Origin of the sequence: Robiginitalea marina (assembly GCF_024006985.1) — a bacterium.
Lineage (GTDB): Bacteria > Bacteroidota > Bacteroidia > Flavobacteriales > Flavobacteriaceae > Robiginitalea > Robiginitalea marina.
Window position 1 is genome coordinate 114,910 of record NZ_JAMXIB010000007.1, and the last position, 25,352, is coordinate 140,261.

General features: G+C 53.9%; 33 protein-coding genes and 1 pseudogene. 32 read left to right on the plus strand and 2 right to left on the minus strand.

The window, feature by feature from the left end; all coding sequences use genetic code 11:
- Nucleotides 1–2: 2 nt before the first annotated feature.
- The 32 genes and pseudogenes from rplW to ctlX all read left to right on the plus strand — a co-directional run bounded on the left by rplW (nt 3) and on the right by ctlX (nt 20,204).
- On the plus strand, nt 3–293 hold the full coding sequence (gene rplW / locus NG653_RS10230) for a 50S ribosomal protein L23 (protein ID WP_252741607.1): 291 nt from the start codon (nt 3–5) through the stop codon (nt 291–293).
- A 9-nt stretch (nt 294–302) separates the two neighbouring features.
- Nucleotides 303–1,127: a 50S ribosomal protein L2 gene (gene rplB, locus NG653_RS10235; protein ID WP_252741608.1), complete on the plus strand. Its 825-nt coding sequence runs from the start codon at nt 303–305 to the stop codon at nt 1,125–1,127.
- Nucleotides 1,128–1,139: 12 nt separating this feature from the next.
- On the plus strand, nt 1,140–1,418 hold the full coding sequence (rpsS, locus tag NG653_RS10240; protein ID WP_252741609.1) for a 30S ribosomal protein S19: 279 nt from the start codon (nt 1,140–1,142) through the stop codon (nt 1,416–1,418).
- 5 nt (nt 1,419–1,423) lie between these two features.
- A complete protein-coding gene (gene rplV, locus NG653_RS10245) occupies nt 1,424–1,837 on the plus strand; it encodes a 50S ribosomal protein L22 (RefSeq protein ID WP_252741610.1) in 414 nt (137 codons plus the stop codon).
- Between the two features lie 7 nt (nt 1,838–1,844).
- Complete coding sequence (rpsC, locus tag NG653_RS10250; protein ID WP_252741611.1) at nt 1,845–2,564, plus strand: 30S ribosomal protein S3; 720 nt, start codon at nt 1,845–1,847, stop codon at nt 2,562–2,564.
- A 20-nt stretch (nt 2,565–2,584) separates the two neighbouring features.
- Nucleotides 2,585–3,007: a 50S ribosomal protein L16 gene (rplP, locus tag NG653_RS10255; RefSeq protein WP_252741612.1), complete on the plus strand. Its 423-nt coding sequence runs from the start codon at nt 2,585–2,587 to the stop codon at nt 3,005–3,007.
- A 12-nt stretch (nt 3,008–3,019) separates the two neighbouring features.
- Nucleotides 3,020–3,211: a 50S ribosomal protein L29 gene (gene rpmC, locus NG653_RS10260; RefSeq protein ID WP_252741613.1), complete on the plus strand. Its 192-nt coding sequence runs from the start codon at nt 3,020–3,022 to the stop codon at nt 3,209–3,211.
- Nucleotides 3,212–3,224: 13 nt separating this feature from the next.
- A complete protein-coding gene (gene rpsQ / locus NG653_RS10265) occupies nt 3,225–3,482 on the plus strand; it encodes a 30S ribosomal protein S17 (protein WP_252741614.1) in 258 nt (85 codons plus the stop codon).
- A 2-nt stretch (nt 3,483–3,484) separates the two neighbouring features.
- Entirely contained in the window at nt 3,485–3,853 is a 369-nt protein-coding gene (gene rplN, locus NG653_RS10270; protein WP_252741615.1) for a 50S ribosomal protein L14, read from the plus strand.
- Between the two features lie 12 nt (nt 3,854–3,865).
- Nucleotides 3,866–4,177, plus strand: a complete 312-nt coding sequence (rplX, locus tag NG653_RS10275; RefSeq protein ID WP_252741616.1) for a 50S ribosomal protein L24 — start codon at nt 3,866–3,868, stop codon at nt 4,175–4,177.
- Nucleotides 4,178–4,179: 2 nt separating this feature from the next.
- On the plus strand, nt 4,180–4,731 hold the full coding sequence (gene rplE, locus NG653_RS10280; RefSeq protein ID WP_252741617.1) for a 50S ribosomal protein L5: 552 nt from the start codon (nt 4,180–4,182) through the stop codon (nt 4,729–4,731).
- A 1-nt stretch (nt 4,732) separates the two neighbouring features.
- Nucleotides 4,733–5,002, plus strand: a complete 270-nt coding sequence (gene rpsN / locus NG653_RS10285) for a 30S ribosomal protein S14 (protein WP_252741618.1) — start codon at nt 4,733–4,735, stop codon at nt 5,000–5,002.
- A gap of 21 nt (nt 5,003–5,023) precedes the next feature.
- Nucleotides 5,024–5,422 (plus strand): 30S ribosomal protein S8, encoded by a 399-nt coding sequence (gene rpsH / locus NG653_RS10290; RefSeq protein WP_252741619.1) that lies wholly within the window; start codon nt 5,024–5,026, stop codon nt 5,420–5,422.
- A gap of 23 nt (nt 5,423–5,445) precedes the next feature.
- Entirely contained in the window at nt 5,446–5,988 is a 543-nt protein-coding gene (gene rplF, locus NG653_RS10295; protein WP_252741620.1) for a 50S ribosomal protein L6, read from the plus strand.
- Nucleotides 5,989–6,000: 12 nt separating this feature from the next.
- On the plus strand, nt 6,001–6,357 hold the full coding sequence (gene rplR / locus NG653_RS10300; protein WP_252741621.1) for a 50S ribosomal protein L18: 357 nt from the start codon (nt 6,001–6,003) through the stop codon (nt 6,355–6,357).
- 8 nt (nt 6,358–6,365) lie between these two features.
- Nucleotides 6,366–6,890 (plus strand): 30S ribosomal protein S5, encoded by a 525-nt coding sequence (rpsE, locus tag NG653_RS10305; protein WP_252741622.1) that lies wholly within the window; start codon nt 6,366–6,368, stop codon nt 6,888–6,890.
- A 12-nt stretch (nt 6,891–6,902) separates the two neighbouring features.
- Nucleotides 6,903–7,082 carry a 50S ribosomal protein L30 gene (gene rpmD, locus NG653_RS10310; RefSeq protein WP_252741623.1) on the plus strand — a complete coding sequence of 60 codons (180 nt, stop codon included), beginning with the start codon at nt 6,903–6,905 and terminating at the stop codon, nt 7,080–7,082.
- 12 nt (nt 7,083–7,094) lie between these two features.
- Complete coding sequence (rplO, locus tag NG653_RS10315) at nt 7,095–7,547, plus strand: 50S ribosomal protein L15 (RefSeq protein WP_252741624.1); 453 nt, start codon at nt 7,095–7,097, stop codon at nt 7,545–7,547.
- Nucleotides 7,548–7,558: 11 nt separating this feature from the next.
- A complete protein-coding gene (gene secY / locus NG653_RS10320; protein ID WP_252741625.1) occupies nt 7,559–8,899 on the plus strand; it encodes a preprotein translocase subunit SecY in 1,341 nt (446 codons plus the stop codon).
- 4 nt (nt 8,900–8,903) lie between these two features.
- Complete coding sequence (infA, locus tag NG653_RS10325; protein ID WP_123216423.1) at nt 8,904–9,119, plus strand: translation initiation factor IF-1; 216 nt, start codon at nt 8,904–8,906, stop codon at nt 9,117–9,119.
- 13 nt (nt 9,120–9,132) lie between these two features.
- Complete coding sequence (gene ykgO / locus NG653_RS10330; RefSeq protein ID WP_014220631.1) at nt 9,133–9,249, plus strand: type B 50S ribosomal protein L36; 117 nt, start codon at nt 9,133–9,135, stop codon at nt 9,247–9,249.
- A 2-nt stretch (nt 9,250–9,251) separates the two neighbouring features.
- Nucleotides 9,252–9,626 (plus strand): 30S ribosomal protein S13, encoded by a 375-nt coding sequence (gene rpsM / locus NG653_RS10335; protein ID WP_252741626.1) that lies wholly within the window; start codon nt 9,252–9,254, stop codon nt 9,624–9,626.
- Between the two features lie 93 nt (nt 9,627–9,719).
- On the plus strand, nt 9,720–10,121 hold the full coding sequence (rpsK, locus tag NG653_RS10340) for a 30S ribosomal protein S11 (protein ID WP_252741627.1): 402 nt from the start codon (nt 9,720–9,722) through the stop codon (nt 10,119–10,121).
- A 91-nt stretch (nt 10,122–10,212) separates the two neighbouring features.
- On the plus strand, nt 10,213–10,818 hold the full coding sequence (gene rpsD, locus NG653_RS10345) for a 30S ribosomal protein S4 (RefSeq protein ID WP_252741628.1): 606 nt from the start codon (nt 10,213–10,215) through the stop codon (nt 10,816–10,818).
- Between the two features lie 18 nt (nt 10,819–10,836).
- Complete coding sequence (locus NG653_RS10350; RefSeq protein ID WP_252741629.1) at nt 10,837–11,829, plus strand: DNA-directed RNA polymerase subunit alpha; 993 nt, start codon at nt 10,837–10,839, stop codon at nt 11,827–11,829.
- A 42-nt stretch (nt 11,830–11,871) separates the two neighbouring features.
- Nucleotides 11,872–12,342 (plus strand): annotated as a pseudogene (gene rplQ / locus NG653_RS10355) (50S ribosomal protein L17); the annotation flags it as partial.
- A gap of 276 nt (nt 12,343–12,618) precedes the next feature.
- Entirely contained in the window at nt 12,619–13,746 is a 1,128-nt protein-coding gene (gene carA / locus NG653_RS10360; RefSeq protein ID WP_252741631.1) for a glutamine-hydrolyzing carbamoyl-phosphate synthase small subunit, read from the plus strand.
- Nucleotides 13,747–13,800: 54 nt separating this feature from the next.
- On the plus strand, nt 13,801–15,093 hold the full coding sequence (eno, locus tag NG653_RS10365) for a phosphopyruvate hydratase (RefSeq protein ID WP_252741632.1): 1,293 nt from the start codon (nt 13,801–13,803) through the stop codon (nt 15,091–15,093).
- 94 nt (nt 15,094–15,187) lie between these two features.
- Entirely contained in the window at nt 15,188–16,741 is a 1,554-nt protein-coding gene (locus NG653_RS10370; RefSeq protein ID WP_252741633.1) for a glycogen synthase, read from the plus strand.
- A gap of 112 nt (nt 16,742–16,853) precedes the next feature.
- A complete protein-coding gene (locus tag NG653_RS10375) occupies nt 16,854–18,137 on the plus strand; it encodes a citrate synthase (protein WP_252741634.1) in 1,284 nt (427 codons plus the stop codon).
- Between the two features lie 80 nt (nt 18,138–18,217).
- The gene (locus NG653_RS10380) at nt 18,218–19,132 is read left to right on the plus strand and encodes a dimethylarginine dimethylaminohydrolase family protein (RefSeq protein WP_252741635.1); all 915 of its coding nucleotides are present in this window, start codon (nt 18,218–18,220) and stop codon (nt 19,130–19,132) included.
- A gap of 136 nt (nt 19,133–19,268) precedes the next feature.
- Nucleotides 19,269–20,204 carry a citrulline utilization hydrolase CtlX gene (gene ctlX, locus NG653_RS10385; RefSeq protein WP_252741678.1) on the plus strand — a complete coding sequence of 312 codons (936 nt, stop codon included), beginning with the start codon at nt 19,269–19,271 and terminating at the stop codon, nt 20,202–20,204.
- Here ctlX and NG653_RS10390 read toward each other — a convergent pair.
- Nucleotides 20,194–24,000, minus strand: a complete 3,807-nt coding sequence (locus NG653_RS10390) for a glycosyltransferase (protein ID WP_252741636.1) — start codon at nt 23,998–24,000, stop codon at nt 20,194–20,196. The two genes, ctlX and NG653_RS10390, sit on opposite strands and share 11 nt — an antisense overlap.
- Complete coding sequence (locus NG653_RS10395) at nt 23,990–25,333, minus strand: glycoside hydrolase family 2 TIM barrel-domain containing protein (protein ID WP_252741637.1); 1,344 nt, start codon at nt 25,331–25,333, stop codon at nt 23,990–23,992. The genes NG653_RS10390 and NG653_RS10395 overlap by 11 nt, the downstream gene beginning before the upstream one ends.
- Nucleotides 25,334–25,352: the final 19 nt, after the last annotated feature.

Here is a 25,352-nt window from a genome sequence, read left to right on the forward strand (position 1 = left end):
TCATGGGTGTGTTGATAAAACCGATCATTACGGAGAAGATGACCTCAGATAGCGAGTTGTTTAACCGCTATGGTTTCCTCGTGGATCCTGCTGCCAACAAGCTGCAAATCAAGGAAGCCGTGGAGGCGACCTATGGGGTTTCTGTAACCGGCGTGCGCACGATCAACTACGGTCCTTCCCGCAAGACCCGCTTTACCAAGACCGGGGTTCAGCACGGGAAGTCCGGCGCCTTCAAGAAGGCCATCGTAGATGTGCAGGAGGGTGATGTTATTGATTTTTACAGTAATCTTTAAAGACACGGCATGTCAGTCAGAAAGTTAAAACCGATTACTCCCGGGCAGCGTTTCAAAGTGGTGAATGGCTTTGACGCCATCACTACCGCCTCCCCGGAAAAGAGCCTGCTGGCTCCCCTGAAGAAATCAGGGGGGAGGAACAGCCAGGGAAAAATGACCATGCGCTATAAAGGTGGGGGCCACAAGCGCCGCTACCGGATCATTGATTTCAAGCGGGACAAGCAGGATGTATTGGCCGAGGTCATGTCGATTGAATACGATCCGAACCGCACGGCATTTATCGCGCTGGTAGCCTATACCGATGGGGAAAAGCGGTACATTATTGCTCCCAACGGACTGCAGGTGGGCCAGAAAATCCAGGCCGGTGCAGGGGCTGCCCCGGAAATCGGGAATGCCCTGCCGCTGTCGGATATTCCGCTGGGGACGATCATTTCCTGTATCGAGCTGCGGCCCGGGCAGGGAGCCGTTCTGGCGCGCAGTGCCGGGACCTTTGCCCAATTGATGGCCCGTGATGGCAAGTACGCCACCATTAAGCTGCCTTCCGGGGAAACCCGGATGATCCTGGTCAAATGCCTGGCTACCGTAGGCGCGGTATCCAATTCAGACCACCAGCTCATCGTTTCCGGGAAAGCCGGTCGCAGCCGTTGGCTGGGACGCAGGCCGCGTACCCGTCCGGTAGCCATGAACCCTGTTGATCACCCGATGGGTGGTGGGGAAGGCCGTGCTTCCGGAGGTCACCCGAGGTCAAGGAAGGGTATTCCCGCCAAGGGATACCGTACCCGTTCCCGGACCAAGGACAGCAACCGATACATTGTAGAACGTAGAAAGAAATAAAAAGAAAGACACATGGCACGTTCCCTAAAAAAAGGACCTTACGTTCACTACAGTCTTGACAAAAAAGTTCAGCAGAACCTGGAGTCCGGAAAGAAAACGGTAATCAAAACCTGGTCCAGGGCCTCTATGATAACCCCTGATTTCGTGGGACAGACCATAGCAGTGCACAACGGAAAACAGTTTGTGCCGGTTTACGTAACCGAAAACATGGTAGGCCACAAATTGGGAGAATTTTCTCCTACCCGGACCTTCCGGGGGCATGCCGGGGCCAAAAATAAAGGTAAAAAATAAGCGCTATGGGAGTTCGCAAAAAACAGATGGCTGAGAGGCTAAAGGAAGAAAAGAGTCAGTTGGTGTTCGCCAGGCTGAATGACTGCCCTACCTCCCCCAGGAAAATGAGGCTGGTAGCCGACCTGGTGCGTGGCGAGGAAGTCGAGAAGGCCCTGGCCATCCTGAAGTTCAATACCAAGGAGGCTTCCCGCCGCCTTGAAAAGCTCCTGCTTTCCGCTATTGCCAACTGGCAGGCTAAGAATGAGGACGCCGACGTGGAAGCGGCTGAGCTCTTTGTAAAGGAGATTCGGGTAGACGGTGGGCGGATGCTCAAGCGCCTGCGACCCGCTCCCCAGGGAAGGGCGCATAGAATCAGGAAACGTTCCAACCATGTAACCCTGGTTTTGGGATCCAGAAACAACGCAGAAAGTCAGAGCTAAAAAGATTATGGGACAAAAAACAAATCCAATAGGGAATCGTCTGGGAATTATCCGGGGCTGGGAGTCTAACTGGTACGGTGGGGATGATTACGGAGATAAACTCGCCGAGGACGAAAAAATCCGGAAGTACATCCACGCCCGTCTGGCCAAGGCCAGCGTTTCCAGGGTGATTATCGAGCGGACCCTGAAACTGATTACGGTGACCATCACCACTGCCCGCCCGGGGATCATTATCGGGAAAGGGGGCCAGGAGGTGGATAAGCTTAAGGAAGAGCTTAAGAAAATCACTGATAAGGAAGTCCAGATCAACATCTTTGAGATCAAGAGGCCGGAATTGGATGCCAACCTGGTAGCAGCAAGTATCGCCCGCCAGATCGAAAGCCGGATTTCGTACCGCCGCGCCATCAAAATGGCGATTGCAGCGGCCATTAGGATGAATGCCGAAGGGATTAAGGTGATGATTTCGGGCCGTCTGAACGGGGCCGAAATGGCGCGCTCAGAGAGTTATAAGGAAGGGCGCATCCCGCTGTCCACCTTCAGGGCCGATATTGACTATGCCCTTCATGAAGCCCACACCACCTATGGAAGGCTCGGAGTAAAGGTATGGATTATGAAAGGGGAGGTGTACGGAAAAAGGGAACTCTCCCCCCTGGTCGGAATGGGCAAGGGAAGTACACCCAATACAGGCAGCGCTGATGCTGCCGGAAAGAAACGTCGCAGAAAGTAAAATAAAGAAGCGTACAGAAGATGTTACAGCCAAAAAGAACCAAGTTTCGGAAGACCCAGACGGGCCGCATGAAGGGCATCTCCCAGAGGGGGCATCAGCTTTCCAATGGAATGTTCGGGATCAAGTCGCTTGATTCATGCTTTATTACGGCCCGCCAGATCGAGGCAGCCCGTATTGCAGCGACCCGGTATATGAAACGCCAGGGTCAGCTCTGGATCAAGATTTTCCCGGATAAGCCCATTACCAAGAAACCCCTGGAGGTGCGGATGGGTAAAGGAAAGGGAGCTCCTGAATACTGGGTGGCTATCGTAAAGCCCGGCCGTGTGATGTTTGAGGTGGCCGGAGTGCCCATGGACATCGCCCAGGAAGCCCTTCGCCTGGCAGCCCAGAAATTGCCGGTGAAAACAAAATTTATTGTGGCCAGGGATTACGATCCCTCTTAGAAATAACGGATCATGAAACAGTCAGAAATCAAAGAAATGGCCACTGAGGAGCTCAAGGAGAAAGTGGTCGCCCTGAAAAAGCAGTTCGAGGACCTGAAAATGGCCCACGCGGTTACGCCCCTCGAGAACCCGCTCCAGCTTCGCAAGGCGAGAAGGACAGTAGCAAGGCTGGCAACGGAAATAACAAAAAGGGAAAACCAATAATTGGTGTTGCTTTATGGAAAATAGGAATTTAAGAAAGGAACGGATTGGCGTGGTGACCAGTAACAAGATGGAGAAATCCATTGTGGTTTCTGAGGTCATGCGGGTAAAGCACCCTATGTACGGAAAGTTCGTACTGAAGACCAAAAAGTATGTTGCTCACGACGAGACCAATGATTGCAATATCGGGGATACCGTGCGCATCATGGAAACGCGCCCGTTGAGCAAGACCAAGTGTTGGAGGTTGGTAGAAATCCTTGAAAGAGCCAAATAATCATGGTACAGCAAGAATCGAGACTCAAAGTAGCAGATAACACCGGGGCAAAGGAAGTTTTGACCATACGTGTGTTGGGGGGAACCAAAAGGCGTTATGCCTCCCTGGGCGACAAGATCGTGGTGAGCGTCAAAGAGGCCACCCCGAACGGTACCATTAAAAAGGGCGCCGTATCCACAGCCGTGGTGGTGCGCACCAAAAAGGAAGTCCGCCGCCCGGATGGTTCATACATCCGGTTTGACGACAATGCCTGTGTATTGTTGAACCCGCAGGGAGAAATGCGCGGCACCCGGGTGTTCGGCCCTGTGGCCCGCGAACTCCGGGAAAAGCAATTCATGAAAATCGTTTCCTTGGCTCCCGAGGTACTTTAAAGATTTAGAGAGATGAAGATAAGGATCAAATCAGGAGATACTGTTCGGGTTACCGCCGGAGACCATAAAGGAAGCGAAGGCAAAGTGGTCCGGATCCTCCGGGACAAGAACAAGGCTATTGTGGAAGGGGTCAACGTGGTATCCAAGCACGAGAAGCCAAGCGCCCAGAACCCCCAGGGGGGGATTGTGAAGAAGGAAGCCCCTATCCATGTTTCCAACCTGTCGCTGATCGACCCGAAATCCGGTGAGGTTACCCGGGTGGGGTATGAGGTCAGGGACGGCAAGAAAGTAAGGGTTTCTAAAAAATCCAATGAAGTAATTTAGTTATGGCCTACGTACCGAGATTAAAAAAGGAATACCACGAGCGCGTTATCGACGCGCTGCGGGAGGAGTTTGGCTACAAAAATATCATGCAGGTGCCCAGGCTCCAGAAAATCGTCGTCAGCCGCGGCGTAGGGGCTGCGGTGGCTGATAAGAAGCTCATCGACCACGCTGTGGACGAACTCACCATGATCACCGGACAGAAGGCGGTGTCTACCATTTCCAAAAAGGACGTGGCGGCCTTTAAGCTCCGCAAGGGGATGCCCATCGGTGCCAAGGTGACCCTCAGGGGAGAGCGGATGTACGAATTCATGGATCGCCTGGTTACCAGTGCGCTTCCCAGGGTTCGCGATTTCCAGGGCATAAAGGCCAGCGGTTTTGATGGCAGGGGGAACTACAACCTCGGGGTTACCGAGCAGATTATCTTCCCCGAGATCAATATTGACAAGATCAACCGGATCAACGGGATGGACATCACCTTCGTGACCTCTGCAACGACCGATACAGAGGCAAAATCACTGTTAAGCGAAATGGGGTTACCCTTTAAAAAGAAGTAGTATGGCTAAAGAATCAATGAAGGCCCGTGAACGCAAAAGGGCAAAACTGGTAGCAAAATACGCAGCGAAGCGCAAGGCCCTGAAAGAGGCCGGCGACTATGAAGCATTGCAAAAGCTGCCCAAGAATGCTTCCCCGGTTCGCGTTCACAACCGTTGCAAGCTTACCGGACGGCCCAAAGGATACATGCGTACCTTCGGAATTTCAAGGGTAATGTTCCGCGAGATGGCCAATCAGGGACTGATTCCCGGAGTGAAAAAAGCAAGTTGGTAACCTCTTAAATTACAGGAAAAGATGTTTACAGATCCGATCGCAGATTATTTGACCCGCATCCGCAATGCAAGCCGGGCGGGGCACCGGGTGGTGGAAATTCCTGCTTCCAAACTGAAGAAGGAGATTACCAAAATCCTGTTTGACCAGGGATATATCCTTAGCTACAAGTTTGAGGAAAACGACGCCCAGGGATCTATCAAGATCGCCCTGAAGTATGACAAGGTTACCAAGGAACCGGTAATCCGTCAGATTCAGCGCATGAGTACCCCCGGACTTCGTAAATATGCAGGCTCCCAGGACCTGCCCCGGGTGCTTAACGGGCTTGGAATTGCCATCGTCTCCACCTCCCACGGGGTGATGACCAGCAAACAGGCCAGGAAGGAAAATGTGGGTGGAGAGGTTCTCTGCTACGTGTATTAATGCAAGTATAAAGAATCAGCAGCATGTCTAGAATAGGTAAAAATCCGGTCGCCATCCCTGAGGGAGTAACGGTAACCGTTGCCGACAACATGATCACGGTAAAGGGAAAGCTCGGGGAACTCCAGCAGGAATTTTCCGATGTGGATGTTACCGTAGCCGATGGGGAAGTAACAGTGAACCGCCATACTGAAAGCAAGGAACACAAGGCCAAGCATGGCCTTTACCGCTCCCTGGTCTCCAACATGATCAAGGGGGTCACGGTAGGGTGGACCAAGGAACTGGAACTGGTAGGGGTCGGATACCGGGCCAGCAACCAGGGGCAGAAGCTGGATCTCGCCCTGGGGATGTCGCACAATATCGTCCTGGAAATCGCCCCGGAGGTAAAAGTGGAAACTACGGCCGAAAAGGGAAAGAACCCGACTATAAAACTGACTTCCCACGACAAACAGCTGGTGGGACAGGTGGCTGCCAAAATTCGCTCTTTCCGCAAGCCTGAGCCTTACAAAGGGAAAGGGATCAAGTTCCGCGGCGAACTTATACGCAGAAAAGCAGGTAAATCAGCTTAATTATTAGGTATTATGGGACTATCGAAGTCTGAAAAGAGAAACAAGATCAGAAGACGCATCCGCAAGGTTTCCTTCGGAACCCCGGAAAGGCCCCGCCTGTCGGTTTTCCGCAGCAATAAGGAAATCTATGCCCAGATCATAGATGATACCACCGGAAAAACACTGGTGGCAGCCTCTTCCCGTGACAAGGACCTGAGTGCGTCCAAGGGGACCAAATCGGAAATCGCTTCTGAGGTGGGCAAGGTGCTGGCCAAAAAGGCCCAGTCGGCCGGTGTGGAGGCGGTAGCCTTCGACCGTGGCGGCTATCAGTACCACGGCAGGGTTAAATCCCTGGCTGACGGAGCAAGAGAAGGCGGACTAAAATTTTAAAACGAGTTATGTACGGGAAATATAAGAATGTGGAGACTGTAAAACCGGGAGGTCTGGAACTGAAAGACCGACTGGTAGCTGTTCAACGGGTTACCAAGGTGACCAAGGGAGGCCGCGCTTTCGGGTTCTCCGCCATTGTGGTGGTTGGGGACGAAAACGGGGTCGTGGGCCACGGGCTTGGGAAATCCAAGGAAGTAGCCACTGCCATTGCAAAGGCCGTTGAGGACGCCAAGAAGAACCTGGTGCGCATCCCCTTGAATCACGGGACGCTGCCCCACGAGCAGAAGGGCAAGTACGGAGGTGCACGGGTATACGTGCAACCCGCCTCGCACGGTACCGGGGTGATCGCCGGGGGAGCCGTCCGCGCCGTCCTCGAAGCTGTGGGCGTACAGGATGTACTGTCCAAGTCGCAGGGGTCTTCCAACCCGCACAACGTGGTGAAGGCTACCTTCGACGCCCTGTTGCAGTTGAGGGATGCCAATACAGTCGCCAGGCAACGGGGTATTTCCCTGGAAAAGGTTTACAACGGATAAGGATACAGGACCATGGCAAAAATTCGAGTTAAGCAAGTCAAGAGCAGCATCAAGCGCCCGAAGAATCAGAAATTGACCCTCGAGGCACTTGGGTTGCGCGGAATAGGACAGGAAGTGGAACACGAGACCACCCCCAGTATCCTTGGAATGATCAACAAAGTACAACACCTGGTTTCTACGGAAGAAGCTTAAAATAAAGGCAGTATGGATTTATCGAATTTAAAACCGGCAAAAGGTTCCGTTCACAAAAGCGGCAAGACCGTTGGGCGCGGGCAGGGCTCCGGAAAAGGAGGTACTGCCACCCGTGGGCACAAGGGTGCCAAGTCCCGCTCCGGGTATTCCAAGAAAATTGGCTTCGAGGGAGGGCAGATGCCCCTTCAGCGCCGGGTGCCCAAGTTTGGGTTCAATAACATCAACCGGAAGGAATATCGCGGGATCAACCTCGACACCCTTCAGGAACTGGTAGACAATGGGGCAGTTAAGCAGGAGCTCAACCACGATCAAATGGTGGAACTGCGCCTGGCACACAAGAATGACCTGGTTAAAATCATGGGAAGGGGTGAGCTGAAAGCGCCCCTGAAAGTAACCGCACACAAATTTACGGCCACCGCCAAGGCTGCCATCGAGGCTGCCGGAGGTGAGGCCATCGCTTTATAAGCCCAGGCTTTATGAAGAAATTTTTTGAGATCATATCCAATATCTGGAAGATTGAAGAGCTGAAAACCCGGATCATCGTGACCCTGGGACTGCTGCTGGTGTACCGGTTTGGGGCACAGGTGGTGCTTCCCGGGATCGATACCACCCAGCTCGCCCAACTCTCTTCCAATACGGAACAGGGAATCCTTGGGATCCTCAATGCGTTTACCGGGGGGGCTTTTGCCAATGCCTCGGTTTTTGCCCTGGGGATTATGCCCTATATCTCGGCATCCATCGTGGTGCAGCTTATGGGGATTGCCATTCCGTACCTTCAAAAGCTTGACAAAGAAGGGGAAAGCGGACGCAAGACCAAGACTCAGATCACCCGCTGGCTCACCATTGCCATCTGTATTGTGCAGGCGCCGGCGTACCTGTACAGCCTGGGGGCCCTAGGGGTACCCGACAGCGCGTTCCTGCTGGGCAAGGGCCTGAATTTTGTGATCCCTTCCGTAATCATATTGGTCACCGGGTGTGTGTTCGCCATGTGGCTCGGGGAGCGGATCACCGACAAGGGTATCGGAAACGGGATCTCCCTGCTTATTATGATCGGGATCATCGCCACCCTCCCGCAGGCTTTCGTTCAGGAAGCAGCTTCCCGCCTGAATGGGAACGGCGGTCCGATGCTGATCCTGGTGGAACTGATCCTCTGGTTTGTGGTGATCCTGGCCAGTGTGTTGCTGGTTATGGCCACCCGCAGGGTTCCGGTGCAATACGCCCGTCGTACGGCCTCCGGGGGATATGAAAAAAATATCATGGGGTCGCGTCAGTACATTCCCCTGAAGCTGAATGCTTCCGGGGTGATGCCCATCATTTTTGCCCAGGCGATCATGTTTGCCCCGGGCTTGTTGGGAAGGACCTTCAACAGCACGGCCGTCGGACAGTGGATGGAGGTGCAGTTCCAGGATATTTTCGGCCTGGCGTACAACATTTTGTTCGCGTTGCTGATCATCATCTTTACCTATTTCTATACGGCCATAACCGTGCCCACCAACAAGATGGCCGATGACCTGAAACGCAGCGGTGGGTTTATCCCGGGGATAAGGCCCGGAAAGGAGACCGGGGAATTCCTGGATCGGGTTATGTCGCATATCACGCTGCCGGGTTCTGTTTTCCTGGCGATCCTGGCGGTTTTTCCCGCCATTGTGGTCAAATTGATCAACATTCAGCCGAACTGGGCCCTGTTTTACGGGGGTACCTCCCTGCTGATCATGGTGGGGGTGGCCATAGACACGGTGCAACAGGTGAATGCCTACCTGTTGAATCGCCACTATGACGGGTTGATGAAAACGGGTAAAAACAGAAAAGTAGCATAATCATATGGCCAAGCAAGCTGCTATAGAACAAGACGGGACCATCATTGAGGCGCTATCCAATGCGATGTTCCGCGTAGAGCTGGAAAACGGGCACGTGGTGACCGCGCACATCTCCGGAAAGATGCGCATGCACTACATCAAATTGCTGCCCGGAGACAAGGTGAAGCTTGAAATGAGCCCATACGACTTATCCAAGGCGAGAATAACTTACAGATACTAAGAAACCGGAACCGATGAAAGTAAGAGCTTCCATAAAGAAAAGAAGTGCCGATTGCAAAATTGTACGCCGCAAGGGAAGGCTGTACGTGATCAACAAAAAGAATCCTAGATATAAACAAAGACAGGGGTAGTTATGGCAAGAATTGCAGGTGTTGACATACCAAAACAGAAAAGAGGCGTCATAGCCCTTACCTATATTTTCGGTATCGGAAAGAGCCGGGCCCAGGAAATCCTGGACAAGGCCGGGGTAAACCAGGACGCCAAGGTTTCCGACTGGACCGATGATGAAATCGGGCGTATCCGCGAGGTGGTTTCCGGGTATACGATCGAAGGGGAGCTCAGGTCAGAGACCCAACTGAACATCAAGCGGCTGATGGACATCGGCTGTTACCGCGGGATCCGCCACCGTATCGGGCTTCCGCTTCGGGGCCAGCGTACCAAGAATAATTCCAGGACCCGTAAAGGAAAGCGTAAGACGGTAGCAAACAAGAAGAAAGCCACCAAGTAATAATAGCACAGGGCAGTGCGGGGGCATAGGCTTGCCGGAAACGGAAACCCGGGCCTTCCTTCCCCACGGACCCTCACGGATAGTTAGAGAAATATGGCAAAAACAGGTTCAAAAGCAGCAAAGACCACCAAAAAGCGGAAAGTCGCGGTGGAATCTACGGGGGAGGCCCATATCACGGCTTCTTTCAACAACATCATCATCTCCCTGACCAATAAGAAGGGCGATGTGATTTCCTGGGCTTCAGCCGGGAAAATGGGATTCCGCGGTTCCAAGAAGAACACCCCCTATGCGGCCCAGGTGGCGGCGGAGGAATGTTCCAAGACCGCCCACGAAGCCGGACTCCGCAAGGTAAAGGTATATGTGAAGGGCCCCGGGAACGGAAGGGAATCCGCTATCCGGACCATCCATAATGCCGGGATCGAGGTAACGGAGATCATCGACGTGACCCCGCTGCCGCACAACGGTTGCCGCCCGCCCAAAAGGCGTCGCGTCTGACGATTGTTCAATTATTTTTTCACTGGGGGCGTAGTTACGGTTATCGAAGGATTCGCCTTAATTCATACCCACGCCTTCAAAACTTTAGAAAATGGCAAGATATACAGGACCAAAAACAAAAATAGCCCGGAAATTCGGAGAGGCTATCTTCGGGGATGACAAATCCTTCGAGAAAAAGAACTATCCCCCCGGGATGCACGGAAACACCCGTCGCCGCGGGAAGAAATCGGAATACGCCGTACAGCTGGAAGAGAAGCAGAAGGCGAAATACACTTACGGGATCCTCGAGCGCCAGTTCCGCAACCTTTTTGAAAGGGCGAACCGGAGCAAAGGCGTAACCGGGGAGGTATTGCTGCAGCTTTGCGAGTCCCGTCTCGACAACGTGGTGTACCGCATGGGGGTTGCCCCCTCTCGCCGCGCTGCCCGTCAACTGGTGAGCCATCGGCACATTACCGTGAATGGCGAACTGGTCAACATCCCGTCTTACTCCCTAAAAGCAGGCGATGTGGTCGGTGTCCGCGAAAAATCCAAGTCCCTGCAGAGTATTGAGGACTCCCTCGCTTCCAACAGCGCGGTATACGAGTGGATCAGCTGGAATTCCGACAAAAAGGAAGGGACCTTCGTGGCCATTCCCGAGCGGATCCAGATTCCTGAGAACATCAAGGAGCAACTGATAGTCGAGTTATACTCTAAATAATACAACACAGATCCGATTATGGCATTATTAAATTTTCAGCGGCCCGATAAAGTTATAATGATTGACTCCACCGATTTCGAGGGGAAATTTGAATTCCGTCCCCTGGAACCCGGTTATGGGCTCACTGTCGGGAATGCGCTCAGAAGGGTATTGCTTGCTTCCCTTGAGGGGTTTGCCATCACTTCGGTGCGTATGGACAAGGTAGAACATGAATTTTCGGTAATCGAGGGTGTTGTTGAGGATGTAACCGAGATTATCCTGAACCTGAAACAGGTTCGTTTCAAGCGCCAGATCGACGACGTGAATGAGGAAACCGTTTCGGTATCCGTGAGTGGTAAGGATCAGATGAAAGCCGGGGATTTCCAGAAATTCATTTCCGGTTTCCAGATCCTCAATCCCGACCTGGTGATTTGCAATATGGATCCGAAAGTGAGCCTGAACATGGAAATCATCATTGAAAAGGGTCGCGGGTATGTTCCGGCTGAGGAAAACAAAAAGGCCAATTCCCCCCTGGGGACGATTGCGGTCGATTCTATTTTCACCCCGGTTCGGAATGTGAAGTACAGCATAGAGAACTACCGGGTGGAGCAGAAGACCGACTACGAGAAGCTGGTATTTGAGGTTTCCACCGATGGTTCGATCCACCCGAAGCAGGCCCTTACAGAGGCGGCCAAGGTACTGATCCACCATTTTATGCTGTTTTCCGACGAGCGTATTACCCTGGAGGCTGATGAAATCGCACAGACCGAAACCTATGATGAGGAGTCCCTCCACATGCGCCAGCTGCTCAAGACCAAGCTGGTGGATATGGACCTCTCCGTCAGGGCGTTGAATTGCCTGAAAGCCGCGGAGGTGGATACCCTGGGTGACCTGGTGGCCTTCAACAAGAACGACCTGATGAAGTTCCGCAACTTCGGCAAAAAGTCGCTTACGGAGCTCGAGGAGCTGGTCATCAACAAGGGACTGAGCTTTGGGATGGATTTGTCAAAGTATAAACTGGATAAAGATTAAGCAGGGCCGCAGTTTACACGCCCCGCGAAACTACACTAAGAGATGAGACACGGAAAGAAAGTCAACCACCTGGGAAGGAAGGCAGCGCACAGAAGGTCAATGATGGCCAATATGGCCTGTTCGCTCATAGAACACAAAAGGATCAATACTACCCTGGCCAAGGCCAAGGCCCTGAAACAGTTCGTTGAGCCCTTGCTGACCCGGTCAAAGGCAGAGAACAACCAAACCGCCGAAAAAGGGACCCATAACCGCAGGATTGCCTTCAGCAACCTCAGGAGCAAGGAAGCCGTTACAGAACTCTTCAGTACGGTAGCCGAGAAGATCGGGGACAGGCCGGGAGGTTATACCCGCATTATTAAATTGGGTAACCGTTTGGGGGACAACGCCGAAATGGCCATGATTGAACTGGTAGACTTCAACGAAATCTACAACGCCGGCAAAGCCAAGAAAAAGACCACCCGCAGGAGCCGTCGTTCCAAGGGCAAATCGGAGGAAGCTGCCCCGGCGGCCCCAGGGAAACCGGCCAAAGCCGCCCCGGAGGAAACCGTAGAGGCAGTTGCTGAAGCCGAAGCCGTTACTGTGGAGGAAACCGGTGTTGAAGAAGCCGGGGTTGAAGAGACCCAGGCCGAAGCTGCTCCCCAGGAGTCAGAGGATGAAGTAAAAAAGGATGATGCGGAAGCCTGAAACGCGCGTTGTCAAAAGTTATAAACAAGAAAAGGATAGTCCGGAAAGGCTATCCTTTTTTTTATGTTATTTTGTTTTACAGGAAACCAACAGGGAAGTTGCATTATGAAGTATCAGGCCAAAAGGAAAGCATTGATTTTACTGGCAGACGGGACCATTTTTTACGGGAAATCCGTTGGGAATAAAGAAGGCACAGCCTTCGGGGAGGTTTGTTTCAATACCGGGATGACCGGTTACCAGGAAATTTTTACCGACCCCTCCTACTACGGCCAGCTGATGGTGACCACCAATGCCCATATCGGGAATTACGGCACCCGGGAGGATGAGTCGGAATCGGATGGGGTAAAGATCGCCGGGCTCATTTGCAAGAACTTCAGCTATACCTACAGCCGGCCCGATGCGGATGCCAGCCTGCAGGAATTCCTGGAGGCCCATAACCTCTTCGCCATTTCCGATGTGGACACCCGCGCCCTGGTCAGCTATATCCGCGACAATGGGGCCATGAATGCCGTAATTTCAACCCGGGTCGATGAAATCGATGCCCTGAAGGAAGCCCTGCGGCAGGTCCCCGGTATGGAAGGCCTTGAACTCGCCTCCAGCGTTTCCACCCGCGAGCCCTATTTCGTGGGGGACCCGGATGCCCCTATCCGCATTGCAGCCCTCGATATCGGGATCAAGCAAAATATCCTGAGGAACCTGGCCAAGCGGGGCGGGTATGTGCAGGTTTTTCCCCATGACACCCCTTTCGAAACCATGGAGGCCTGGCAGCCCGACGGGTATTTCATCTCCAATGGCCCGGGGGACCCCGAGCCGTTGAAGGGCCCCGTAGCTGCAGCACAAAAGATTATTGAATCGGGGAAACCCCTTTTCGGCATTTGCCTGGGCCACCAGGTGATTGCCCTGGCCAACGGGGTGAGCACGTACAAGATGCACCATGGCCACCGCGGCATCAACCACCCGGTCATGAACCTCCTCACGGGGAAAGGGGAAATCACCTCCCAGAACCACGGGTTTGCCATTAACCGCGAAGAGACGGAGGCCCACCCTGAACTTGAAATCACCCACGTGCACCTTAACGACCAGACCGTTGCCGGGATCCGTATGAAAAACAAAAGGGTTTTTTCGGTCCAGTACCACCCGGAAGCCAGCCCCGGGCCGCACGATGCCGAATACCTGTTTGACCAGTTTTTTGAACAAATCCGGCAGGCGGTTTCCGCCGGTGCCGTAAGCTGATAAAAACCCCTTTAAGGGATATAATAACAATCCACTAACGAGAAATTGACCATTATGAGTACAATACTTGATGTACATGCCCGACAAATTTTTGACTCCAGGGGAAACCCGACCATAGAGGTGGACGTGCTGACTGAGAACGGGGTGCTTGGAAGGGCTGCGGTTCCTTCCGGGGCTTCCACAGGGGAGCACGAGGCCATGGAGCTCCGGGATGGCGGCAGCGATTATCTGGGCAAGGGCGTCCAAAAGGCGGTAAAGAATGTAAACACCGTAATCGCCGAAGCCATAAGGGGGATGCTGGTGTTTGAGCAAAACAGGATCGACCAGGCCATGATCGACCTTGACGGGACCCCGAACAAATCCAACCTGGGGGCCAATGCCATTTTAGGGGTATCCCTTGCGGTGGCCAGGGCAGCGGCTGATGAAATGGGCCTGTCCCTGTTCCGGTATGTGGGAGGGGTTAGTGCCAATACCCTGCCCGTGCCGATGATGAACATCATCAATGGGGGGTCCCATTCCGATGCCCCCATAGCGTTCCAGGAATTCATGATCATGCCAGTCAGGGCCAAAAGTTTTACCCACGCCCTTAAAATGGGGACGGAAATCTTCCACCACTTAAAAAAAGTATTGCACCAAAGGGGGCTGAGCACAGCCGTTGGCGATGAAGGGGGGTTTGCCCCGGTCCTGGAAGGTACCGAGGACGCCCTGGAGACCATTGCCAAAGCTGTGGAGCAGGCCGGCTACAAGATGGGAGAGGAGATCATGATCGCCCTGGATTGCGCTGCCGCGGAATTCTATGTAGACGGAAAATACGATTACACCAAGTTTGAGGGCAGTAAGGGGGCCGTCAGGACTTCCGCCGAGCAGGCCGACTACCTGGCGGAACTCTGCGCCAAATACCCGATTATCTCCATTGAGGACGGGATGGATGAAAACGACTGGGAAGGCTGGAAATTGCTGACCCGGAAGGTAGGGGACAGGGTACAGTTGGTGGGGGACGACCTTTTTGTGACCAACGTGCAACGGCTCTCCCGGGGGATCAACGAGGGGATTGCCAACTCCATCCTGATCAAGGTAAACCAGATCGGTACCCTCACGGAAACCATCGCCGCTGTGAATATGGCCAAAAATGCAGGGTATACCACAGTGATGTCGCACCGGTCGGGGGAAACCGAAGACAACACCATTGCCGACCTGGCGGTGGCCCTGAACACCGGGCAGATCAAAACGGGTTCTGCCTCGCGCAGCGACCGGATGGCCAAATACAACCAATTGCTCCGCATTGAGGAGGAACTGGGTTCCGTGGCTTTTTTCCCGGGGGTGGGCGCCTTTAAGGTGACCTTTTAATTTATTTATTTTTTAACGGCAAAAAGACCCTGATTCCGGGGTCTTTTTTTATTTTTCCCATCCCCGGGAAGTTGAGGGGAATGGAGCTAAGACTATGGAAAAAGGCAGGAGATTTTTGTTCGTGGCAGCGGAGAACGATGCCCTTCCCGAATGCAAGGCCGGGGGTATGGGAGATGTGGTGCGCGATGTGCCGAGGGAGATCGCGGCAAGGGGTGATGTCGCCCTGGTGGTGGTGCCGTCGTACGGGCGGTTGCACCAGGGGGGCAGGCGGGTCGCCGGCCTCAGGTTTTCCCTGAGGGGAAAACCCTATGAGGCGGAGCTCTATGCCGTGGCCCCGAAAAGGGAGGTTGCAGGGGTTTCGCATTTCGTGATCCACCACCCGGAAATCACTGCCGGGGAGATTGCCCATATGTACCACCACGACCCTGAAGAACCCTTCTATACCGATACCATCAAATTCACCATCTTCTGCACCGCGGTGGCGTCAGCGCTCCGGCAGGGGTGTTTTGGCGCCATCCAGATCATGCACCTGCACGACTGGCACAGTAGCCTGCTGCTTTTCCTAAGGGCATTCCACCCCGATTTTCAAGAGCTCAGGGGGATACGCATCGTCTACAGCATCCATAACCTGGCCATTCAGGGGATCAGGCCGTTTTCGGGGAATTATTCCTCCCTGGAAACCTGGTTTCCGGGGCTGCCCTATGACCAGGCTGCATTGCAGGATCCCCGCTATTCCGATTGCATGAACCTCATGGCCCTGGGCATCCGCCTTTCGGATGCCGTCCATACCGTATCGCCCAGTTACAAGGAAGACATTTTAAAACCCAGCCGGCCGCCTGAGTTCATAGGGGGGGAAGGCCTCGAGGCCGACCTGGTGCGGGCAAAAAAGGAGAAGCGGCTTTTCGGGATTCTGAACGGGTGCAATTACAAAAATATCCGAACTGCCGAGAAGGGAACCCTCTTCCCCAACACGGTCAGGGCCATTTTCCGGTGGCTGCAAATGGAGGATAAAAAATACAAGGCAGATTTCCTGGCCCATACCGGGGAAAAGGTGATCGGCCTGATGGACACCCCGCCCAAAATGGTCTGCTCCAGCGTAGCCCGCCTCACAGAACAGAAATACTACTTTTTCAGGCGCTCGCCCGAATCCCTGGAATATATCCTGGAAAAACTGGACCGCCTGGGGGGGATATACATGCTCTTGGGGACCGGGGCCCCGGAATACGAGGATTTTTTCAGAAAATTCAGCTACCGGTACCCGAATTTTATTTTCACCAATGCCCAGGATGAGGACCTGATCGATTCCATGTACCTGGAAACCGACCTGTACCTCATGCCGAGCCTGTTCGAGCCCTGCGGGATCAGCCAGATGCTCGCCATGCGCAACGGCAACCCTTGCCTGGCACACGCCACGGGGGGGCTCAAGGATACCATCCGGCACGGGGAGACGGGGTTCCTGTTTGGCGGCGCCACCTATGGGGAGAAAATCGAAAACCTGCAGCTTGTTTTTGACCAGGCGGTTTCCCTGTTTTTCGAGGATGAGGCAGCCTGGAAAAGGATGAAGGCCCTGGCCAGCAAAGAGCGGTTTACCTGGAAGAAATCCGTGGACCGGTATTACCGCGATTTATATGCGCTCAAGCAGGGCTGAAAACCCCGCCCCGGCATTGTTAAGAAAGGTATAAATGCCCTCCCCAAATTGTTAACATGGGGGCTTTTTCCTATTTTTACGAGACGTTACAAATCCAAAGCAAATACAAAACATGTCTGATAAAGCGAGCTTAACATACGGAGGGAAAACCTATGAATTCCCCGTAGTGGAAGGGACTGAGAATGAGTTGGCCATCGATATCAAAGCCCTGAGGTCGGCCACGGGACTGATTACCCTCGACCCGGGCTTTAAGAATACCGGGTCCTGCGAAAGCGCCATCACCTTCCTGGACGGGGAAAAAGGGATCCTCCGGTATCGTGGCTACGCCATCGAAGAGCTTGCGGAAAAAGCTGATTTCCTCGAGGTCGCTTACCTGCTTATTTTCGGGGAACTCCCCAACGCCCAGCAACTGGAAAAATTCCATTCCGACATCAAGGCCGAGTCGCACGTGGATGAGGAAATGAAGAAGATCCTCGACGGCTTCCCCAAGTCGGCCCACCCGATGGGGGTCCTTTCATCCCTGACCAGTGCCCTGATTGCCTTTAACCCGTCATCGGTAAACGTGAGTTCGGAACAGGCCATGTACCACGCCATCGTGCGCCTGCTGGCCAAGTTCCCCGTCCTGGTGGCCTGGACCCTTCGCAAGAAGATGGGCCTGCCCCTGGATTACGGGGATGACTCCCTGGGGTATGTGGAAAACATCCACAAGATGATGTTCAAGAAGCCCAACCGGGAATATACCAAGAACCCGGTGGCCATCGAGGCGCTGGATAAGCTCCTGATCCTCCACGCAGACCACGAACAGAACTGTTCCACCTCCACGGTGCGGATGGTGGGTTCTTCCCATGCCGGCTTGTTTGCCTCCATTTCCGCCGGGATATCGGCCTTATGGGGCCCCCTGCACGGCGGGGCGAATATGGCGGTGCTCGATATGCTGGAAGCCATTTCGGCCGACGGGGGCGATACCAAAAAATACATGGCGAAAGCAAAAGACAAGGACGATCCTTTCCGGTTGATGGGCTTTGGCCACAGGGTATACAAGAATTTTGACCCCAGGGCGAAGATCATCAAAAAGGCTGCGGACGAGGTCCTTTCCAGCCTCGGGGTGGAAGACCCCATCCTGGAAGTGGCCCGGGGCCTGGAACGGGAAGCCCTGGAAGACCCGTACTTTGTGGAGCGGAAACTCTACCCCAATGTGGACTTCTACTCCGGCATCATTTACCGGGCCCTCGGGATCCCGGTGGATATGTTTACCGTGATGTTTGCCCTGGGCCGCCTCCCCGGGTGGATTGCCCAGTATCGCGAAATGCGCCTGAACGGGGAGCCCATTGGCCGGCCCCGCCAGGTCTATGTGGGGGCAAACCACAGGCCCTTCAAAGCGCTCAGCGCGCGATAACCCCGGGGCATTTTCCAGGGTACAAGGATTCCCGCCCGGGGGTCCTTTTTTGTATATTGCCGTAGCCAATACAGGGTTTTATGCTCGAATTACGAATCACCGATGAAACGTCGCGCCTGCGGGCGGTGGTGCTGGGCACGGCTGAAAGTTGCGGCCCGGTCCCCCGTCCCGAAGAGGCCTATGATCCGAAATCCCTGGAACATATCCTGGCCGGGACCTATCCCAGGGAAGCCGATATGGTTGCCGAAATGGAAGCCTTCGCCGGGGTACTTCAAAAATACGGGGTGAAGGTATTCCGCCCCGAGGTGATTGAGGATTGCAACCAGATTTTTTCCAGGGACATCGCCTTTGTGATCGATGACAAACTGGTAAAGGCCAATATCCTGCCTGACCGCGAGAGGGAGTTCGATGCCATCATGCATGTGCTGGACCAGATAGACAGGGAGCAGGTACTGGTCCCCCCGCCGGAGGTCCATGTGGAGGGGGGCGACGTAATGCCCTGGAATGAGTACCTGTTTGTGGGGACCTACAGCGGGGCCGATTACGCCCGGTATATTACCGCCCGCACGAACAGGGCGGCGGTAGAATACCTCAAAAGGCAATTCCCCCGGAAAAAGGTGAAGTCTTTTGAGCTGCGAAAATCCAACACCAACGCCCGGGAGAATGCCCTCCACCTCGATTGCTGCTTTCAGCCCGTGGGAAAGGACATGGCCATCCTGCACAGGAACGGGTTCCTGGTGGAGGAGGAGTACCAGTGGCTCGTGGATTTTTTCGGACGGGACAAAATCTTCGAGATCGACCAGGAGGAGATGTACCAGATGTTCAGCAACGTTTTTTCGATCTCCCCCGGGGTCGTGGTCTCGGAACGCTCTTTTACCCGCCTCAATGGGTGGCTGCGCGAACAGGGCTTCACCGTGGAAGAAGTACCCTATGCCGAAATCGGCAAGCAGGAGGGCCTGTTGCGGTGCAGCACCCTGCCCCTGGTTCGGGGGTAACCCCCATGAAATCAGATTGCCCCCGAAGGGCTCGGGAGCCTCGGACATCTTTCCCTGCGGGTTAAAAAAGGGGGGTAAATCCCGGTTAAGATAGTCCCGGAATTCGCTACATTTGCGCCAAATTTACCCCGCTACCATGCAAATCACCAATACCCTTTTGATGGTCCGTCCGGTACAGTTCCGGATGAACGAGCAGACGGCCGTCAACAACTTTTTTCAGGAAGACCTCGACTTGCGAAATTCCGAAATCAACCGGAAGGCCCAGGAGGAATTTGACGCCTTCGTGGAGGTGCTTCGTGGGGCAGGGGTGGAGGTCATTGTGGTGGAAGACCGGTTGGAGACGGACACCCCGGACTCCATTTTCCCCAACAACTGGGTTTCCTTCCATGAAGACGGCACCGTGGTGCTCTACCCCATGTATGCGGAGAACCGCAGGAAGGAGCGCCGCGAAGACATCCTGGATTTGCTCGAGCAAAAGGGGTTTGAAATCGGGCACGTCATGGATTATACCGCAGCGGAGCAGGATGGGCTGTTCCTTGAAGGCACCGGGAGCATCCTGATGGACCGAATCCACCAAAAGGCGTACTGCGCCCTCTCCGACCGGGCCGATGAAGGCCTCTTTATTGAATTTTGTGAAGACTTCGAGGTGACCCCGGTCATCTTTACCGCCTACCAGTCCGTAGACGGGACGCGGCTGCCGATCTACCACACCAATGTTATGATGTGTATTGCGGAGACTTTCGCGGTGATTTGCCTCGATACCATTGACGACCGGAAGGAACGGAAAAACGTCCTGGACCACCTTCGGGCCGATGGCCGCGAAGTCATAGAGATCTCGGAGGCGCAAATGCATTCTTTTGCCGGCAACATGCTGCAGGTGCTGGGAAGGGACGGCGAGCGGCTGCTGGTGATGAGCGCGGCGGCACACGCTTCGCTCACCCCCGGGCAGATAAGCCGTATCGGGAAGACCTCGCGCATCGTTTCCAGCCCCCTGGATACCATCGAAGCCTGCGGGGGTGGCAGTGCCCGCTGTATGATGGCGGAGGTGTTTTTGCCCAGGATCAGGGGGTAGCCTCCTTTTTGAGATACCCGCTTAGGGGAAGGTTAAGCCCTTTTCGATCGGAAATCACCATGCCATTGCCCTTATAGGATAGCATCAGGTCATAATGCTCATATTCTTCGGGAATCATGACAGCCATGGATGTTCCGGTTCCCAGGAATTTTATGGCCAGGTCCTGGTTATGGGCATTTTGCTTGATCAGGTACCACTCAAAATCTTCCTGCCTGTCGTCCTGCACATCCCCCCAGGCTCCATTGCTGTATCGTTTGGCGTGGTAACGCACTTTACTGCCCTTGAAAACAGCTACTGCCGGACGCTGGATCGCGATTCGTGCTGCAACCTCGTGCCGGGGTTGACCTCCCCATTGCTGCGACAGGGTGAAATAGCCCGGGCGCTTGCGGCCCCTGTGATCCAACAGCCCGTCAAAGGTGACCAGATCGGCTTCCCACTGGTCCTGCCAGGAGCGAACAACAAAATGGGGCGGATCCCAACCCGACATCGCAGCAACGGGTGCATCGGCAATAAAACAGGCAATACCCTCATTTTGCAAGCGAAGCAATGAAGCCTGCAAAGGCTCGTTGGTTGCGGCAATAATCCCCAGGGCGTCGATGGGCAGTACATTTTGTTGAATGAAGTCGATATATCCAGTCCTTTCGGACGGGATAACATCGGCGAACAAAAGGCGATCAGGATCTTTCTCCTTTATGGAGCGGCATACCCCGGAAAACCATTCCAGAAATGCTTCCTGCTGGAGGTCCAATTCCGGACGAGGTATGTTTTCCGACAACCTGGACCAGGTCGGGTTACCCAGGTTCCAGGCAAGGATATGTTTGTTTTCCCTGTGGCGTTCTATGGTTTGGAGCATTTGTTGTTTTAGGTCTTCAAGTGCCTCCTGGTCACCGTGAAAATCAAGGTTTTCGGGGATCCAGAAACTATAGATCACCCGAAGTCCTGCTTCCCGGGATAGTTGTAGCAAGTTATGGTCATAAATGGTTGGGCCCTGGATTCGCAGTGTATTGATACCGGCCTTTTTCATCTGGTCAAAGTCGGTTTGGAGGGTATTGCGGGTAAGGCTGTAATAGCTTCGGGTCCAATCCTGCCCTTTTTTATAGTTCACCCCTCTGATCGGTTCTTCAGGCATGGGCAGGGCCCTGTAGGGTGGCCCGGGTTTTTTCTGGCTCCTTTCAGGGCCATAGGAAACTTCCCGGTAAAAGTCCTTTTCGGAGGTGTGTTCCGGCAGCTCCAGGGGTCCGGTCCAGTCGAGGAATTGCCCTGTATAGCCCGCTCCCCGGGGAATGTTGCCGTCCCATTGGCTGTGAAAGACTATCCAGGCCTTTACGGCAGGAAAGTCGTGCTTTATGCTTTCATAGGCATCGGACAACCATTCCTTTCGATCCCCACCTGAATTCAGGCTCCCCATTTCTGCAATCATAACCGGCAGCTGAGCCCACCTGCCAAACGACTCATGGAAAGGTTGGTAGAGGGCATCAAAGGAATACCATCCCCCATCCGGGTTCAGGCTGCCGTAATTGAGGCCTGTTACCCCAATCCAGTCTACATACGCTTCCCCCGGGAAATAGCGTTCCACTTGTCCGGGCCGGTAAGGGTTCCATACCCAGATGACGTTTTCTGCCCCCTGGGCGGCAAAACGACGATGCACATAGCGCCAGGCTTCAACAAATTCCCCGGGGGTATTTCCCCCCGACGCTGACCAGGGATAGGCCGGATTATCAAATTCATGGGCGAATCGTAGGAAGACCGGGGCCCTGTACGAACCGAGCCGGGTTGCAATATGGTCGATGTAGCCATCAAAAACCCCATTCAGGATGGCGGCAAAGACACCCCGGTTTTCCCTGAGCCCGGGTATGGAATCGGTTGAACGGAAGGAACTGGTCCAGGGTTCCCAGGTAATTAAGGGCCAACTGCCTTTGCCATAGATCTGCCGAATCAGGCTGTCTGGCATCTCCTGCAACGCCCCATCGCCCCAGGCCAGATAGAGTGAGATCAAATCGAAATCAACCTGTTGCTCGTTTTCCAGCGCACGGATCGCCTCCAGGTCGGGGATCCCCCCGGGGCTGTTGGGATAGAATATTCCTGAATAGTAAGGGCCGGCCTGCGTGACCTCATGGACGGGTATGCCCTCCCATTGGTGAAGGAAAAAGCGGTCAAGGAGGTACCCTGTGGAAATCGCAGTGAGGAGTAGTACGGGGAGGGCCGCTTTCCGGGTAATGAAGAAGATCCGGGTCGCCAGGATTTGTGCGGCCCATTTGACGCGAACCAAAAAATGGACCATCTCCCCGGCCAGGTACGTGCGAAGAATTTTATTGGCATTGGTCACCCGCGTGGCCAGATATACCCCGAAAAACATAAATATGGCATTGAGCAGGGCAAATCCTGCCATAACCAGGGAAAAGGGCGTGAGGTCTCTCTGCAGTCCGTATATTATGGCAAAAATGCTCAGAAGGCCCATAAGAATATTGGGTACGACAATTCGCAGGTTGGTTCGGGCCTCGCCTTCTTTTGGAGTGGGCAGGTAAGGGACTTTCTTGTTGAAAATCGAAAAGACAAATCCCAGGAGGTGTACCCACCAGGTATTGATTTGGAGCAAACCGCCTATAAGGTGGAACCCCCTTTCTTCCTTTTCCATTACCCACTTCTGTATATAAGCCCGGATTAACAGGCTAGACATGGCTATGGGTAGCATAGCGATCAAAAAAAGGAATATGTTACCCGTCCAGGGGGTTTTGGACAATAGAAGGGAAAGGATGGGGATGGCGAAACTCAGCAGGTAAATGAAGCCGACCAGGAAATGCAGGGGCAGGAGGGCGTAATGGATTTTCTGGCGCCAGGAAAATTGCCTGAAAAGCCTGGGATAAACCCGGAAAAGGAGTTCAAAGGACCCGCGCGACCATTTGAGTTGTTGTTTAAAAAACGCTCCCAGGGTATCCGGGGCGAGGCCGCGGGCGAGAATTTTCGGGACATAAACAGATTTCCATCCCCGGGCATGGAGTTGCATGGCCGTATGCATGTCTTCCGCCAGGCCGGGGGCGTGCCCTCCGATACTGTCGAGGGCTTTGCGGCGGAAGGTGCAATTGGCGCCAATAGCGTTTACCGTCCCGTAGGAATTCATGGTCATCATCATGGGGCCGTAAAACTGGTAGGTTTGCTCGGCGGCTCCCCTGGCCACCAGGCTGTGGCGGTTGTTGGAGTAGGATTGTACAACCTGTACAAAGCCCACTTCCGGATCGGTGAAATGCGGCAATACCCAGTCCAGAAAATCAGGTGAGGGCACATGGTCCGGGTCGAGGATAAGGCAGATTTCCCCTGTGGCCTGCCGCAGCGCATTGTTGATGTTTCCTGCCTTTGCGTCCTTTCGGTTATTTCGGGTAACATGAATTACCCCCAGCGCTTTGCAGCGATTTTTCAAATATGGGTCATTGGCTTCATCGCAGAGGTAAGTGGTGTGCGGGTACCGGATTTTCTGGATGGCCAGCAGGGTGTTTTCCACCATTTCGAGGGGTTCCCCGGGGAAATAGGTCGTAAAGATGTCAACTTGGAAACGGACCTCATCTGCAGGGGGCCGGGGGACGGAAATATCTATATAGTGGTACCACAAATAGAGGTTCCTTAGCATGCCATATCCGAAAATAATTCCCAACAGGGAAAAAATGAGCGCATCTCCGCGATACGTGGGCTGGAACAACCAATAACCAAAGTGAGCCACCGATAGCACCCCGAGCAGGACCATGCCGCGGATCACCCGGCGCTCGTTCCGGCTAGGCTGCTCAATCAAATGGTTATTCTGCATCTCCCGGGTTTAGAATATAAAAAGGGATGTTGGTGGTGGCGACATTTCCCAGGGTATCCCCAACGTAGAGATACAATCGGTAGGGACCTTCTTCCAAAGGAGTATTAAACCGAACCTCATCCCTGGAAGTTTGGCTGAATGCGGTTGGGATCACGGGCATGGGCTGTTGCAATTCCCGGATTTTGTAGTACCAGTTCTCGGGACGGATTTCCCACTCATATAGCAGCCCGGAGGGCTCTGGAGGCGACAAGGAGACAGATGCCGTTACTTCTTGGGAAGGGGGGAGGGTAATGCTCTGGCCTGCCCCCATTGCTTCAAGCAGCATGTAATTTATGCGGGGTCCTGTATAGGTTTTTGGGGTTCCTCCCAAACATCCCTCAAATTGGGAAACTATTTCTGTAGCCCTGCCATCGGGGAGGTGGGTGCTGAACCAGGTAGGCGTCCTTTCCTCTTTCTGTCCCCAGTAAAAAATAAAATTACCCAGCAGGCGCGGTTCTTCCCAGGATTGGATCAGGCGGAACCGCTCCAGGTATTGTTCCGCTTTCTTGGTGCTGGTTTGTTCCACAGGAGCCCCCCAATCGGTATTAACCTCAGCCTCCCAAGGGCCGTTTATACCCCATTCGGAAATCATAAAGGGGCCGTCCCACAACCAGGACATCGAGTCCAGGCGCTCCCTGAGGGTACTAATATGGCCAAATAGGTTAATGGACAGGAAGTCAAGACCCGGACTGCGATGGTACAGGCTCAGGATCAGCCTCCTTGAGGGCCCGGCAAGGGTAGTGGTGACGGGATGATCCGGATCCAACTCGTGGATCAGGGAGATCCAATCATTAAACTGCCGTACATAGCGCTTCCCTTTAAAATATTCCGGATAATTGACTTCGTTTCCCAGGATCCAGAACAAGAGGGCCGGGTGGTTTCGATGTTCTTTGACCACCGCGGCTATGCCATGGTTTATTGCATCCGGGCCACCGGGACCTCCCGGGGTATCTTCATCCGGGCTATAGGAGGGGACAGGGATCTCAACGGCCACCATCAGGCCCAGGGAAGCTGCCTTATCGAGTTTGTGCTTGAGGGAGGTAGTGTCGTATATCCGAAGGGTATTGCCCCCAGCCTCCTGGAAGGCTTCCCAAAAGGAATCCCCAACGCAGGCCCCTTTTACCGGGAAGGGCACCCCGTCTTTAAAGAGTTGGAACCCCGATTCGGTGTGAGCAACAAATACTTTTTTTGAGGTAATCTCAGGCCCTGGATCGGAGCAGCTCATCCCGGATAAAAGCCCCAGCAGGATCCAGATTCCGACCAACAGCTTCTTAACCCCGATAAAACGCGTCATTCAGCAGCATTTAAGGCTA